13 protein-coding genes and 2 pseudogenes are annotated in these 12,571 nt (G+C 54.4%); 4 read left to right on the plus strand and 11 right to left on the minus strand.

The annotated features are described in order from the left end of the window. Window positions 1–86: 86 nt before the first annotated feature. Window positions 87–590, minus strand: a complete 504-nt coding sequence (locus tag OKW26_RS07825; protein WP_429353178.1) for an MFS transporter — start codon at window positions 588–590, stop codon at window positions 87–89. 151 nt (window positions 591–741) lie between these two features. Here OKW26_RS07825 and OKW26_RS07830 point away from each other — a divergent pair, with 151 nt between their 5' ends. Next, window positions 742–990: a hypothetical protein gene (locus tag OKW26_RS07830; protein WP_429353179.1), complete on the plus strand. Its 249-nt coding sequence runs from the start codon at window positions 742–744 to the stop codon at window positions 988–990. Between the two features lie 763 nt (window positions 991–1,753). On the opposite strand, the gene OKW26_RS07835 is transcribed toward OKW26_RS07830, so the two are convergent. Beyond that, complete coding sequence (locus OKW26_RS07835; RefSeq protein ID WP_429353180.1) at window positions 1,754–2,482, minus strand: RidA family protein; 729 nt, start codon at window positions 2,480–2,482, stop codon at window positions 1,754–1,756. Window positions 2,483–2,938: 456 nt separating this feature from the next. Here OKW26_RS07835 and OKW26_RS07840 point away from each other — a divergent pair, with 456 nt between their 5' ends. Next, window positions 2,939–3,763: an alpha/beta fold hydrolase gene (locus OKW26_RS07840; protein WP_429353181.1), complete on the plus strand. Its 825-nt coding sequence runs from the start codon at window positions 2,939–2,941 to the stop codon at window positions 3,761–3,763. A 561-nt stretch (window positions 3,764–4,324) separates the two neighbouring features. Further along, window positions 4,325–4,831 (plus strand): DUF1993 domain-containing protein, encoded by a 507-nt coding sequence (locus OKW26_RS07845; protein ID WP_429353182.1) that lies wholly within the window; start codon window positions 4,325–4,327, stop codon window positions 4,829–4,831. Between the two features lie 550 nt (window positions 4,832–5,381). Here OKW26_RS07845 and OKW26_RS07850 read toward each other — a convergent pair. The 6 genes and pseudogenes from OKW26_RS07850 to OKW26_RS07875 form a co-directional block, all read right to left on the minus strand. Continuing rightward, window positions 5,382–5,900: pseudogene (locus OKW26_RS07850) on the minus strand (IS5 family transposase); the annotation flags it as partial. A gap of 348 nt (window positions 5,901–6,248) precedes the next feature. After that, window positions 6,249–6,455, minus strand: a pseudogene (locus tag OKW26_RS07855) (IS110 family transposase); the annotation flags it as partial. 664 nt (window positions 6,456–7,119) lie between these two features. Next, window positions 7,120–7,623 (minus strand): DoxX family protein, encoded by a 504-nt coding sequence (locus tag OKW26_RS07860; protein ID WP_429353183.1) that lies wholly within the window; start codon window positions 7,621–7,623, stop codon window positions 7,120–7,122. A 5-nt stretch (window positions 7,624–7,628) separates the two neighbouring features. After that, entirely contained in the window at window positions 7,629–8,408 is a 780-nt protein-coding gene (locus tag OKW26_RS07865) for an HvfC/BufC family peptide modification chaperone (protein WP_429353184.1), read from the minus strand. Next, on the minus strand, window positions 8,398–9,321 hold the full coding sequence (gene bufB, locus OKW26_RS07870; RefSeq protein ID WP_429353185.1) for an MNIO family bufferin maturase: 924 nt from the start codon (window positions 9,319–9,321) through the stop codon (window positions 8,398–8,400). The genes OKW26_RS07865 and bufB overlap by 11 nt, the downstream gene beginning before the upstream one ends. 28 nt (window positions 9,322–9,349) lie before the next feature. Continuing rightward, the gene (locus OKW26_RS07875) at window positions 9,350–9,661 is read right to left on the minus strand and encodes a BufA1 family periplasmic bufferin-type metallophore (protein WP_429353186.1); all 312 of its coding nucleotides are present in this window, start codon (window positions 9,659–9,661) and stop codon (window positions 9,350–9,352) included. Between the two features lie 385 nt (window positions 9,662–10,046). Here OKW26_RS07875 and OKW26_RS07880 point away from each other — a divergent pair, with 385 nt between their 5' ends. Continuing rightward, on the plus strand, window positions 10,047–10,322 hold the full coding sequence (locus OKW26_RS07880) for a GTP-binding protein (protein ID WP_429353187.1): 276 nt from the start codon (window positions 10,047–10,049) through the stop codon (window positions 10,320–10,322). 124 nt (window positions 10,323–10,446) lie between these two features. On the opposite strand, the gene OKW26_RS07885 is transcribed toward OKW26_RS07880, so the two are convergent. Genes OKW26_RS07885 through OKW26_RS07895 form a run of 3 tightly spaced genes read right to left on the minus strand, consistent with a single transcriptional unit; the run spans window position 10,447 to window position 11,855 of the window. Then, window positions 10,447–10,839 (minus strand): putative quinol monooxygenase, encoded by a 393-nt coding sequence (locus tag OKW26_RS07885; protein WP_429353188.1) that lies wholly within the window; start codon window positions 10,837–10,839, stop codon window positions 10,447–10,449. A 45-nt stretch (window positions 10,840–10,884) separates the two neighbouring features. Beyond that, window positions 10,885–11,514: a zinc-binding dehydrogenase gene (locus tag OKW26_RS07890; RefSeq protein ID WP_429353189.1), complete on the minus strand. Its 630-nt coding sequence runs from the start codon at window positions 11,512–11,514 to the stop codon at window positions 10,885–10,887. 20 nt (window positions 11,515–11,534) lie between these two features. Next, entirely contained in the window at window positions 11,535–11,855 is a 321-nt protein-coding gene (locus tag OKW26_RS07895; RefSeq protein ID WP_429353190.1) for an alcohol dehydrogenase catalytic domain-containing protein, read from the minus strand. Window positions 11,856–12,571 lie beyond the last annotated feature (716 nt).

The following is a 12,571-nucleotide window of genomic DNA, read 5'->3' on the forward strand; positions in this document are numbered from 1 at the left end:
ACAGTTGTGATTAGCGTTAACACAACGCGACTATCTGTAAGAGTGAAAGACGCTTTCGAAGTGAAATGGCTGGAGGCAGCGGGACCTCAGGCAACATAGCCCAGATACCGACAAAAGCGAGCGAACCAAGCGCGGCGACAAAAACCATTGTCCACTGCCACGAAGCCAATCCTCATAACAGCACCGATGGGCGCACCCAATGCGGTTGCCGTAGTCAGGCCAGCTACGATGAGCGACATTGCAAATCCGCGACGCTCCGGTGGCACCAGCATTGTGCTGGTACCACCAGCAGTAGGGGAAAACGCCGCTGCACCAAGACCAGCTAGCACTCGAGTCGCTAAAGCGAAACCGAGATTCGGAGCCACGATGGTTGCCAGATTGGCGACTACAAAAAGTCCAATACCTGTTAGCAGCAGTCTCTTCCGTGGTACCCCTGCAGCTAGTGCTGCGATTGTGGGGCCCGTCAAAGTGTAGGTCAACGCATACGCCGTGATCAGCTGACCGACAGCGCCAATACTTGCATGAAAGGAAAGCGCAAGCTCAGGCAGGATTCCTGCAAAAACAAAGCTATCTGTGCCTAACGCGAACATCCACTAGCGCGAGAGTTAGGAGACGACGGTCCATAATTTATCCATTGATGAAGATTTCGGAAACAGTCACTTCGTAGGAATATACGAATCTTAGTTGCATTATGCAACGGACTATCGTGGGAAACAGTTCCTCGAAAAATGGATAGATGGCGTGAAGCGAATCAACATACCGATCGCCGCCCTTGATAGCGCCACACGCGGGGTGATGCATCACTGGCAGCATCCTCGGCCGTTCATCGAGTGTGATATCAAATGTGTTTTTTTTATCCCACCACTTGATCGACAATTTTCCAGAAAACCAGACCAGCTTCCCGCCAATTCCAGCTTTGAACAAGGCACGTTGCCTTTGTTGTCAGAGGAGAATGCTCGAAACCGGATCGGAGATGGATTACGGTCGTGAGCATGCGTGCAAAGGAGGTAGCCAGCTACACACACTGGATAGGGCCGATCATGCTAAATGTGTTAGGTTGATTGCGTGCGGTCGATTACGCCATAGGTTGGGCGCATGCGCAATGTACGTAGGTATCGCTTTCCAGATTCGCTCCGCTCCAAAGTTGCGCTGGTTGAAAGGAGTGACGCAGCACACTTGCGTAGTCGTTAAGCAAATCGCAACGATCTGGCCCTGACGGCATGGACGTCCGACGAAGGCGACGTTATCCCCCCGGGGGAGGGGCGCGAATGTGACCGCGTCTCAAAAGGAATCGTGGACACGGTACCGAATTCACGGAAGTCAAGGGCCCTCGGAAGTATCGCCGATACACCGTGGAGCCGAAACACTAGATCGTCAAAGAGATGCTGTCCAGTGGACGTCCGATGGCGGAGGTTGACCGCAGCGATGATGTGCAGATTGTGGAATGCGTTCCGATTTAGCAGAGCGTACAGAGCGGGGCACGGCCGCAAAGAACCAGCTTGATCCATGAGAAATTATGGTTCTCGAGGAATGACGGATACCTACGCCTTTAGTCCAATCAAATAAATATTCGCGGGCGCAGTCTGGTGTGGCGAGAACAGAGGGATTGACCTCTGTCAGCGCTGTTGTGAGAGAGAACATAGGCGGAAACGCCTAAAGCGGCAAACCAGAGAGCGGCTGCTTGTCGCCAAAGTGCGTATCTTCGCTTGCAGAGATTGTGGACAACCCGGGGGGACGGTGGTCTCACGCTTACTTACACTGCACACGCGTGAGCTTCGTGTATATAGACGGCCTTTGCGGCTACGATCTCGACCTCAACAAGGAATTCCGAACGCACCAGAGCCGGCACAATCTGAAGCATGAATGCAGGTTCATAACCTTGCAGGAAATCCGCCCGAACCATTGCATATTCACGGATGTACTCTTCACTGGTGAGCGTGGTCGTCACCTTGACGATGTCCCGTATGCTCAGCCCCGAAGAATCGAGTAACGCAATGATGTTGTTCCACGCCTGTCTCGATTGGCCGACAATGTTGTCGGAAATGGTTCCATCGAGGGTAAGCCCCGGTGTACCCGCTGTGTAAAGCCAGCGTTGATTCGGCTGGACTTCAACAGCGTCGCTGTAAGCACCGATTTGGCTCGCAACGCCAATCTTGTGAAGTGTGTGTGACATGTTTGCATCTCGTGTGGGTTGATCGACAACGTTGTTCGGATAAAGTACGGCTCGTGGGAAAAGATCCCTCTTTAATACAGCAGGCCGCGAAATTTTTGGATCGAAGTCGCTAGGCCCTGACATCGCTGGCGGAAGCAACCGGCCTCGTGATTCGCGCTGTCCGTTCCATTGAGCGCTGCGTATGGAAATCAGTGAAAACGCAGGACTCAACTCGTCGGCCATCTCGCAAGACGCCGCCGCCAGCTTGGCGACGACAACCGTGAACTCGGCTTCCTCCGGTCGGCTAGCGATTTTCGAAATTCGTGACATATTGAAGCCGGCACAACATGGCTGGATGAGGGGCGCGTCGTGACAAGGGGATGGTAGGGACCACGCAAACGAAATTCGCTTATACTCTAGCTCAATTTGAGGTGAACGTGCGTAATCCTGTTGAGAGCGTGCAGAAAATTCGTGAGGTACATGGACTTGCGCTACAGGCCAAATGCAGAGCGCTAGACGCGGCAAACGGCACTTCGTGATACCTGCTTCAAAATCAGAAGATAGAGTGCGGCAGCGAGAGGTTTCCAGGTTTGATAGGACGGCTGCTCTGATGAAAAGATCTTCGTCCGAATTGAACGGTCGTCTGAACAAGACTAGGCGCATCAGAGCTTCCGCGCGTTTGACAATTTGTGTTATCTCAGCACTTTCCCAATATCTTTACAATTTACGACCCCGACGACGGCGGCGGCGACGCAGCTACGTTTACTTGAATATAGGTACATTGACATGCCGGTTATCACCATAGAAGGGCAGCCGCTGCACTATCAGATACGAGGCACGGGATTTCCTGTGCTGCTTGGGCACAGCTACTTGTGGGATTCATCGATGTGGGCACCCCAGATCGATGCGTTATCGGCCTCATTTCAGACTATTGCACCGGACCTCTGGGGGCACGGACGGTCCGGACAGATGCCTGCAGACACGCGCACGCTCGGTGATCTAGCGGGTCACGTGATCAAACTCCTCGACGCCCTCGATATCAAGCGATGCGCGGTCGTTGGTCTGTCGGTCGGCGGCATGTGGGGAGCTGAACTCGCTTTGCTGCAACCGGATCGGGTGCGTGCCCTTGTCATGATGGATACCGATCTCGGGGCCGAGCCTGACACAACTCGCGCGCGCTATTTTCAGATGCTCGACACAATCGAGACGCTCGGTAAAATTCCTCCACCGATGATCGATGCGATCGTGCCGTTGTTCTTTCGACCGGAAGCTGCTCTGGATGGCGATGTGCCGGTTTCATTTCGAGATGCGCTTGCACGGTTCTCCCCTGCTCAGCTGCGGCAGTCGATTGTTCCGCTGGGACGATTGATCTTTAGCAGGCCTGATGCGGTTTCTCGCCTTGCAAGTCTGGATAGCGTCCGTACCCTTCTGATGTGTGGTGCGCTCGATTTCACCCGCACGCCGGCCGAAACGATTCGGATGGCGGAAGTGATTGGATGTCAGCATGTGCTCGTGCCGGACGCGGGCCACATCTCAAATCTTGAGAATGTAGAGTTCGTTACGAACAACTTACTTCAATGGCTCAAGCAGCGTACCGATGAAAATCGGTAGCTGAAAAATCTCTTTTTGACATGAGTGAGTGCATGCTGGCAAGCGATGACACTTCGCAGTTATCCCTGATAAAGTAGCTCGTCCTGTTGACCAGCATGATTGAGACAGAAAGCCCACTATTGCAGTGAGCCTTCTGTCTTTTTAGTGCTCGCACAGAGGCGTCTCCCAGTAGAAAGTCTGGCCGATCTGGATGAGATCTCTGCTGGTGCCTTCGAGGAAACATCGGCCTCGTCGCCTGGAAAGCCCCCGACGTTCATGAAGCTGGTTACAGCATCGTCTCACGTTCACGCGATATCCCTTTCGGGGTATGGACCAATTTAAAAAAATCGTGATCGACGAAGATGCTCAAAAAATTCTTGGAGATGACATCTCACACAGGCCGTCGCTGCGCTCCTTAAATCTACGTTGGAGATACGCATATTGGGGGGACGATCTTGTCGCATTTGATAGAGCCGGCAACTTGGCATCGCTGCTAATCTAACAGCGGTGAAATATGCTCTAGCTACAGCTACGTAAGCGGTGACTGTAGCTCGGAGAGTGACATTGTGAATAGGAATACATATGTATCATCACGCAATTCTGCAGTGTTCGCAGGCGTTCCTTTCGACCGAGACCTTAATTGACAAGGCCGAGCGATACGCCGATCAAAAGAAATTTGATGTTAGTGTGCTACTGCATAGTCGTTTGGCTCCGGACATGGCACCGTTTATCTATCAGATTCAAAGCGCGTCAGACTATCTTAAGGCTGGGGCCGCATGGCTATCTGGCCAGACGCCGCCACGTTTCGAAGACAACGAACGGACGATTGATGAAGTACGCTCCCGCATTCGCAGAACGGTAGAGTTTGTGCAAGGTGTGGCGCCGGAGCTCTATGCTAGCGCGCCCGAGCAGCGTGTGAAAGTTTCATGGGTGCCGAACAAGGTCATCGAAGGGCAAAATTATCTGTTACAGATAACAATACCTAACGTCTATTTTCACATTGCAATGGCTTATGCGATTTTGCGCAAAGACGGCGTTGACGTCGGGAAACTGGATTTTCTCGGACCGATGAGCTTTGTAGAGCCCTGATCGAGCTCAAAAGACCAATCGTTGATCATGTTTGCTCAAAAACCCACCGTAGCCGTGACCTCTCCGCATCGAGTGTCATAGCATCTGCGCAGGCTGAACAACTCTTACCAGTGCGGAGGTCCGCGTCCAGCTGGAGCAGCGTGAAAAAGCAGGGCATACCTGGAAAACGATCAGACGGCGTATCCCACCAATATACAGGCCGCCCAAGCAAAACTTGATGCGTCTCATGCAAATGGTGGTTATGGAGGCACACCATCAAGCGGACAGACAAGCGTCGGCGCGTCCTGGCGAGCCAATGCTCTCAACCAAAGCCCATCCCCCTCAAGCAAACTTTTACGCGAGATGGAAATGGCGCTTGGCCTTTCTGGGTGGTCTGGGATACGAACGCGAAGGCTGGATGCAGCATCGTGTTCGGTCGATTCGGGCAGGTACCCCGGCGAGATTTTTCAGGCGGCGCCGGATACGCAGCAAGCACGCGCCGAGGATGGGTTTGAGTGGCGTTGTTGCGTAAATCAGGCGTAGAGACAACATGACCTCTGTGCTTTCAATCTCAGGCGATACGGACGGACTGCGGGCGAGCGAGGGCTACCATGCGGTTGAGGACACCTGCACGAATCGACACCTCGGTTGCCTGCGAGCCGGTCTGCCGCGCCCACAGGCAGGGACCCGTGAGCACCTTGAGCCGGTACATCAAGGTCTCGGCCAGCGAGCGCCGGTGGTAGCCGGTTGCCTGCTTCCATTCGCGCCTGCTGCTGCGCTCGATCGCATCGATAGCGGCATTGCGCCAAGCGGCACCGGGCGTGCTGGCAGGCCACGGTCTCGCTCCCTCACGTGGCGGAATCGATGGGATCGCGCCGCGCGCGGCGATCTGCGCGTGGCACGGCCTGGTGTCGTAGGCGCCGTCGCCACCGATGGTATCGATCAGCACGTCAGCCGGAATCTGGTCGAGCAGTTCGGGCAACACTTCGCCATCGCCTTCGTCCTGATGCGTCATCAGCGCGGCGCATATCTGGCCGGTGTTCGCGTTCATCGCGAGATGCACCATGCGCCATGTCCGGCGCTTCGAATAGACGACTTGAGTCCCCCGATTTCAGCCGTCTCGTGCATTCCCCGAAGGGAGGGCGGCGTTCATACCATCTATATGAACGCGTCCCGTTTGCAACAGTTTTCGTGTGCTTCGACAGACAGGATGGGCTGCAGCTCTATATCCGGCCTTGTTGCAGCCGAGATTGCCGCTGCGGGCCCCTATGAAATTCGCTGACTCGCACCTCATTCTCCTAGCGAGCTAGTAGCTCGTGATGGTATTCAGGTTTAGCGAGTCCCGGTCCTACCTGGCTTGTCATCACACTCGATTGCTGCGCAACCTTTCGACGTTCACCCTGTGTTAAACGTTGATCTTCAAAGTGGCACCCACCGGTCAGGCCGGCTTCACGCTCACGTAATCCCTTTGGTACGGCCGGTCATGGGCCAGTACTGCCCACATCGTCCGCGCCATCCTGTTGGCCAATGCGACGATCACCACGTTCGGCGGTCGGCGCTTTTTCATCTGCTCGACCCACTCACCGGGCTCTTTCGCATGCGTCAGCACGCTTCGTGCGCCGTGGATCAGTAGCGTGCGCAGATATCTTAGAACGCTGAGCCCTGCGGTCGACGACCGGCGAGTTTAGCGGAGCAAAACTCCTTGCTGCAAGCGTTTGCAGGGGGAAAATACGGCCTCGCTGCATGATATCTTTCGTCATGGTGTATTTGCGCATCTACAAGCCTGAGGTGATCATGCGGGCTGTCGCTTTCACATGACTTGAGGATGAAAGGTCAAAAATGAACTGTCGCTCGCTGATCGCGGTTTTCGGGACGGCGCCAAATGATCGCTACGCATGGAGCGCAGTTTCCGCGATGCTGGGCGTTGCGGAAGGATTGACGATGCATGACGCCGCTAGGTTCTCTTCGTCGCGACTGCAATGGACATCGGAATTCGGTCGTCCAGTAATACCTTTTGACAGTCATGTTTAGGAGTTGCTGCCAAGCCTCAGGGCGAAAAAACGGCGAAGCATGCGCCGGACGATTTAATTACGAATCTTTTCGGGGAAAAGCGCAGAGGCAGGCGTAGAAAAAAGGGCGCTTTCCGTTCCTATTGTGTCAGTACGCAGACGTTCGTGCCTTTAGCTATCCGCGAAGTGAACATTTCAACATACTTGCCGACGCACTAACAGGTTGCGTGTACTGGCTGTGCAAGTTGATAGCTTATCGGACAACGAATATCACGTCGGCTGATGACTCGCCGTTGAGCATCAAGATCTAGGCGACTGATCACCCAGCACATAGTCGATAGAAAACAGGCCCGGCCCCCAGGCTGCAATGGCAAGCGCCATCCCCACCCACGTCAGATGGATCGGCCAACCGTCCGGCACCGTCAGTTCGACGATGCAAGTCATCAGAATCAGGCCGACTGCGGCGAACCGGGTCCCGAGACCGAGCACGAGCAGTACCGGGAAAGTCACTTCACCGCAGCCGGATAGGAACGCAATAACCGCTGGATGAGGAAACGGATAAGGACCGCCTGGCAGATGCAACTGAAACTCCTGTGTGAACAGATCAATCGCGGTGTCACTGAGATGCAGAAATCCGTGCCATTTCAGAATCCCTGACTTCCAGAAAGGCACCGCCAGTGCAAACCGCAGTACAAGCTGAGCGAGCCACGGTTGTGCCAGCCTCTGGATCAACCTCTTCGTCATTCCGACTATTGCCGTGAGCGCGGCTGGAAACGCCAGTTTTATGCTTTGTTGTTCCGACATTCTGGTCAATCTCCGTGTTGAATGCCGGTAAGCGCACCGGCTGAAAGCATCCCTGCCAGGTTGGCCTGGATATCGAAGGAGGGTGTCTCCTGAAGTGCTGCTGCAACCGCTTCGCCTAGTGTTGCTCTGTCGAGAAGCAGAGCGAGGAAGGTTGCGCCACCCTGCGGAAGCCGGGAAACCAGCACGTCCTGCTCGGGTCGCGTCACTAGTGCGTCCTCCGCTTCACTTGAGCAAAGAGAAGTAACGGGACCTTCGCTGCGGTTCATCGCAAAGATCGACACGGCAGGGTAAGCCGATCGCACGATCTGCGCAGAAGGATGCGGTTTGAATCGTGCCTCAGCCAGACGCGCTGGGTCGACTTCCGCTAATGCCTCTGCCGTAAGGACAGGCAAGTCGGCCGCGTGATACGCATCCAGCCACGCGCGCTCAATGCGCGCAGTGTCTGCAAGCCACGGCATTTCGCGAGCATATTCATAAGTTTCAATGAATTCAGGGAAGTTTCGGCCATACTCGAACAGTAGCGGCGAAGTAGGCGGCCTGGCTCGGATATGAAATCGAGCCATCGCCCTGAAAAAATCGACGCCAGTGATACGCTGAATAGACGGGTAGATCGAGACCAGCGCATCGATAAGACTGACAGTGACGTTGTTGCGATAAACGTTGTAACGCTTGATTGCTCGCTTGCCGGGCGCGGCAATTACGTCTTCAGGAGTCGCTATCGATGGGTCCATCAATCCCATTGCAAACACGGTGGCGAACTGTCCTGAAGGATCATCAACCTGCACGACCAATCTCCTGGCTGCACAAGGTCATTTGTTCCGTCATGATTCTCCGTGCCGACAGCGCCTGATCGCGTAGGACTGACCACGCGGGGAGATTGCTGTCCCACTCTACCAATGTTGGCCTTGGGCCAATCCGGCCGACGATGTCTCGATAAAGGTGCCAGACCGAGTCCGAGATGACGCAGTCGTGACTATCAACTAGCAACATTTCGTCTTCGTCGTCGCGTTGTTCACTATGTCCCGCGAGATGGATTTCTCCCACACGCTCAAGCGGGAGCTCATCGAGGTACGTTTCGGCGGAAAACCTATGATTGACTGCCGAAACGAAAACGTTATTGATGTCCAGCAACAGACCGCAGCCAGTACGTTGCACAACTTCTCGAATGAACTCACTTTCGCTCATCGTGGACGACGCGAATGCTATATATGTCGACGGGTTCTCGAGAAGAATAGGGCGCCTGATTGCGTCTTGAACCTGGTCAATGTGTTCACAAACGGTATCGAGTGTCGCTTTCGTGTACGGCAAAGGCAGGAGATCGTTGAAGAATGCGCCACCGTGCGACGACCACGCCAGATGCTCGGACACCAGGACTGGCTCATAACGTATCACCAATTCCCGAAAACGCGCGAGATGCCTCGCATCCAGACGCGAAGGTGCGCCAATCGACATGCACACACCGTGAATGGAGAGCGGATACGCCTCCCGGACAGTCGCTAGTGTCCGATGCGGCGGGCCGCCGCCACCCATATAGTTTTCAGCGTGAACTTCGAAAAACCCATCTTCGAACCCATCCGCTAGAATCGCGGGAAGATGCTCATGCTTGAAACTTGTTCCGACGACCACCAGCGTATCAAGCGATATACCATGGGAACGGCGAGTCTCGTAGGCCGCCGGAGTCTTGACGAAAGCGTTCATGCCAATTCCCATTGCACCGTTCGATAAATTAGGACTTCAGCGGCGTGAGCGAACCGTGGCCGCCGCCAGGCACTTGAATGCTTGCGCACGTGCCACCTTGGACAAACTTCCACGAGTTACCTTGGAAATCCATCGCGGACGTCCCTTGACATGTCGTACCGGGGCCGGCGGCGCAATCGTTTTGTCCCTTCAATGCGACGCCGTAGCATTTTTCTTTGTGGGCAGCGACGGCAGCTTTAGCCTCAGCTGTCGTAAGCGGCGCTGCATGAGCGGCCGATGCAAGCAGACTCGCAACAACGCCGGCGAGGAGGGTAGAACTGACAGTGGTCTTCGTGGTCATCAAATTTCTCCGAGTTTGGGATGGAAGGTATCCGTTCTGGATACTGTTACTAATTCGCGGATCGCCGGGATCTGGTTACAGCCAAGCGGAAAAAATTTCGACCGAAGCTTCTAGCAGACCCCATTGATCTCCGTACATGATGATCTGGATTCTTCCTGTGTTGCCTTTCAAATACGGTAGGTTGCACTGTGTTCCCATTTGCGATATGGAGTACGTGTATAAACCTTTACTCACCGGATGGTCGAGATAGCGACGTCGTGCAGACGCTGACGTTATAGGGACTTTCGATTCTCGATCCCATAGGCTGCGCTGGGCAGAGATCAGGTATATCGATTACACGTCGTTCCGCGCGCGAAGTCGAACGGCGGCATAGGATAATCATGGAATGGCGCTTCGGGACCATTTGCATCAACTGGTTGCGCAATATGGGGCAGATATGATGCGCTATAAGGCGATCGTCGCTGTAGATGGGCTCGAAAATCGGCTGATAATCCAAGGTGTTCACATGGTGGTGAACGCTGATTTGGGATCGAATTGGGCGCTCGATGAACCGAGAGAGTCACGTTTCGTGTTCATCGGCCGAAATCTGCCGTTGCCGTCAATCGAGCGCACGCTTGAGCAATGCGCAACCGTTGATAAACTTGCGAAAGAACAAGTTTAAGTCGTCGGGAATCTACGTCAGACGGGATTGATAACACCGACGGTCGACGTAGAACCATAAGAGCACCAATCTCTGGTGTTCGCGCATGGCGGTGCGGTGCACCGCCATGCGTGCTATGCCAAAGTTATACTGAGCTATGAAACCCGTCGCGCAACGCAAAGTACCTCGGATTATAGGCATCAAGAATTGCTGTCGCCCTCTCATTGGGCGATCCGTAGACATCCAGTCCGATCTGGCGACAGGCCTGACTAAATCTCTCCGCAAACGTCGCGCCAAAGGTAGTCGCATGCGCAATCACTGCTTCTGAGTTGCGATAGCGTTCGTAGGTGTGGCAGATCGTATCGTCGGAGTTGAAATACCAGTCGTAGTCCAGCGTGCCGGGCTCCTGTCGACTCGATACGATGAGCTCACGAACGAGTGCTCGAAATTCCTCATGCTTGCCGGGAAGAATTTCGACTTCTATGCGCCAGAACGTTTCGTCCGGCTGTCGAGCAGAATTCGAAGATGCCTCTGACATAGTGTTCTCGCCTTTCGGATTAGTAGATTGTCTTCCTTACTCAATTTAGGGCTTGAGTATCGCTTTTCCGCTGTATTTCTCTGCGACAGAGATAGCGGCCAGATGCTGTTCAAAGCTGTATTCGCCCGCCACGGGAAACGTTAAGTCGCCGGCCGCGACCAAGGGAACAAGCTCTTCGTACATAGCCGAAACTTTTGTGGAATCTGGCGCGCGGAAGTAATTAAAAATCCAAAAGCCCCGGATAGTTTGATTGAAAAACAGAAGGCGAGGCCCCGATGCCGTGAAAGGCTGTCCGCTCATTCCGCTCCAGACCACGACCGTACCGTATAGCGTCACCGCGTTGAGCAGGTTTTGCGTGGCCGTATCACCCACGCCGTCCAGCCCCAGGACGATTTTCGCGTTTCCAGTTGCAGAAGAAACGCGTTCTGCGAGATCGGGCCCATCAACGAGTACGATGTCTCCGCCCAGCGCTTCAATTTCGCTGACAACTTCGGCTCGCCGCACTACGTTCACGGTCCTGATATTTTTTGCTTTTGCAATAGCGATGACAGCACGGCCTACCGACGAGTTTGCAGCGTTCTGGATGATCCAATCACCGGGTTTAAGCTGGACAAATTGCGTCAAGATCAAATACGCTGTTGCGGGATTTATGCCTAGCATGGCGAGCTGATTCACATCCGCCTGCGGCAGCGGGCTCAGCCAGGTGGCGCTCGTTTTACCCGCTCAACCCATGACGGTGCGAAAGGCGGGACCAACACCCGATCTCCTTCCTTCAGGTGCTTAACTTTGCTTCCTGCAGCGGAAACCCGCCCGACGCCCTGGATGCCAAGAATATGGGGGAGAGGAGGGAGATTCCCGTAAATTCCAGCGATCATGTAGAGATCTGATGGTTCAACCGGCGCGGCTTCGACGTCAATGACGATTTCGTCTGGCGCTGCTGCACCGACGTCCGGTACGTCGACGAGTTTTACCACGTCAGCGGGCGTACCGTATCCCGTTAGCTGAATGCTTTTCATCTCAAAACTCCTTTGCTGTTGAGGACAACGAGCGCACCGCCTTGTTCATTGAGGCGCTGCAATTTCAAACCCACGAAGCGACTATTTGCTAATGTGGCTCGCCCATTTCTTGCATTTTGGGGATCCCGGAACCCATCCAAGGCTGCGGACGAATACAGTCTTGTCGGCATGCCAGACACTTTGTGTCAGTTCACTTTCAGCGTATTGAGGTGTTCCATGCGGATGTCTGCGACGAGCTTGGCTTGAATCGGGGCGATGGCGGCATTGGCAGCGATGGCACCGAAGTCCGGTCCAACGACGACGCGCGCGAGCGATATGCGACGACGCTATCAGTAATTACATGATCTGTTGATTAGGGCAGTTGAGGCAGGTCGCCTGCTCTTTGTTCAACGGCATGCCAATAGTATTACGCCACATCGCGCAACAACCGACAATTAGACTAAGGGATCGCTTTTTCGAACTAAACACGGGACATCGATCCCGGGCCAAGGCGCAATGGTTCTTTTAGCGAATAGCCGGAATTTGCTCAACCCAGCTCAGCAAGTGAACCAATCTTGAAATAGCATTGCGAGAGATACGCGACCACTCAGTTTTCGGCGATCGGCAGTGAGGCAGGCGACTGGTTGTATTGAGAAATGAGTGCGCTCTGACGAATCAGCAGCACCGCAACAACGCATCGCCGACGCAGTCACGGTCGATCGCAAGATCCAGTATTC

Origin of the sequence: Paraburkholderia sp. 32 (assembly GCF_050435345.1) — a bacterium.
In the GTDB taxonomy this organism is placed as follows: Bacteria; Pseudomonadota; Gammaproteobacteria; order Burkholderiales; family Burkholderiaceae; genus Paraburkholderia; species Paraburkholderia tuberum.

Bases quoted from the DNA above. Each gene is read 5' to 3' on its own strand.
- OKW26_RS07835 (WP_429353180.1), bottom strand. From the start codon at position 2,482: ATGTCACGAATTTCGAAAATCGCTAGCCGACCGGAGGAAGCCGAGTTC.
- OKW26_RS07885 (WP_429353188.1), bottom strand. From the start codon at position 10,839: ATGTCAGAGGCATCTTCGAATTCTGCTCGACAGCCGGACGAAACGTTC.
- OKW26_RS07845 (WP_429353182.1), top strand. From the start codon at position 4,325: ATGTATCATCACGCAATTCTGCAGTGTTCGCAGGCGTTCCTTTCGACC.
- OKW26_RS07825 (WP_429353178.1), bottom strand. From the start codon at position 590: ATGTTCGCGTTAGGCACAGATAGCTTTGTTTTTGCAGGAATCCTGCCT.
- bufB (WP_429353185.1), bottom strand. From the start codon at position 9,321: ATGAACGCTTTCGTCAAGACTCCGGCGGCCTACGAGACTCGCCGTTCC.
- OKW26_RS07895 (WP_429353190.1), bottom strand. From the start codon at position 11,855: ATGAAAAGCATTCAGCTAACGGGATACGGTACGCCCGCTGACGTGGTA.
- OKW26_RS07840 (WP_429353181.1), top strand. From the start codon at position 2,939: ATGCCGGTTATCACCATAGAAGGGCAGCCGCTGCACTATCAGATACGA.
- OKW26_RS07860 (WP_429353183.1), bottom strand. From the start codon at position 7,623: ATGTCGGAACAACAAAGCATAAAACTGGCGTTTCCAGCCGCGCTCACG.
- OKW26_RS07880 (WP_429353187.1), top strand. From the start codon at position 10,047: ATGGCGCTTCGGGACCATTTGCATCAACTGGTTGCGCAATATGGGGCA.
- OKW26_RS07875 (WP_429353186.1), bottom strand. From the start codon at position 9,661: ATGACCACGAAGACCACTGTCAGTTCTACCCTCCTCGCCGGCGTTGTT.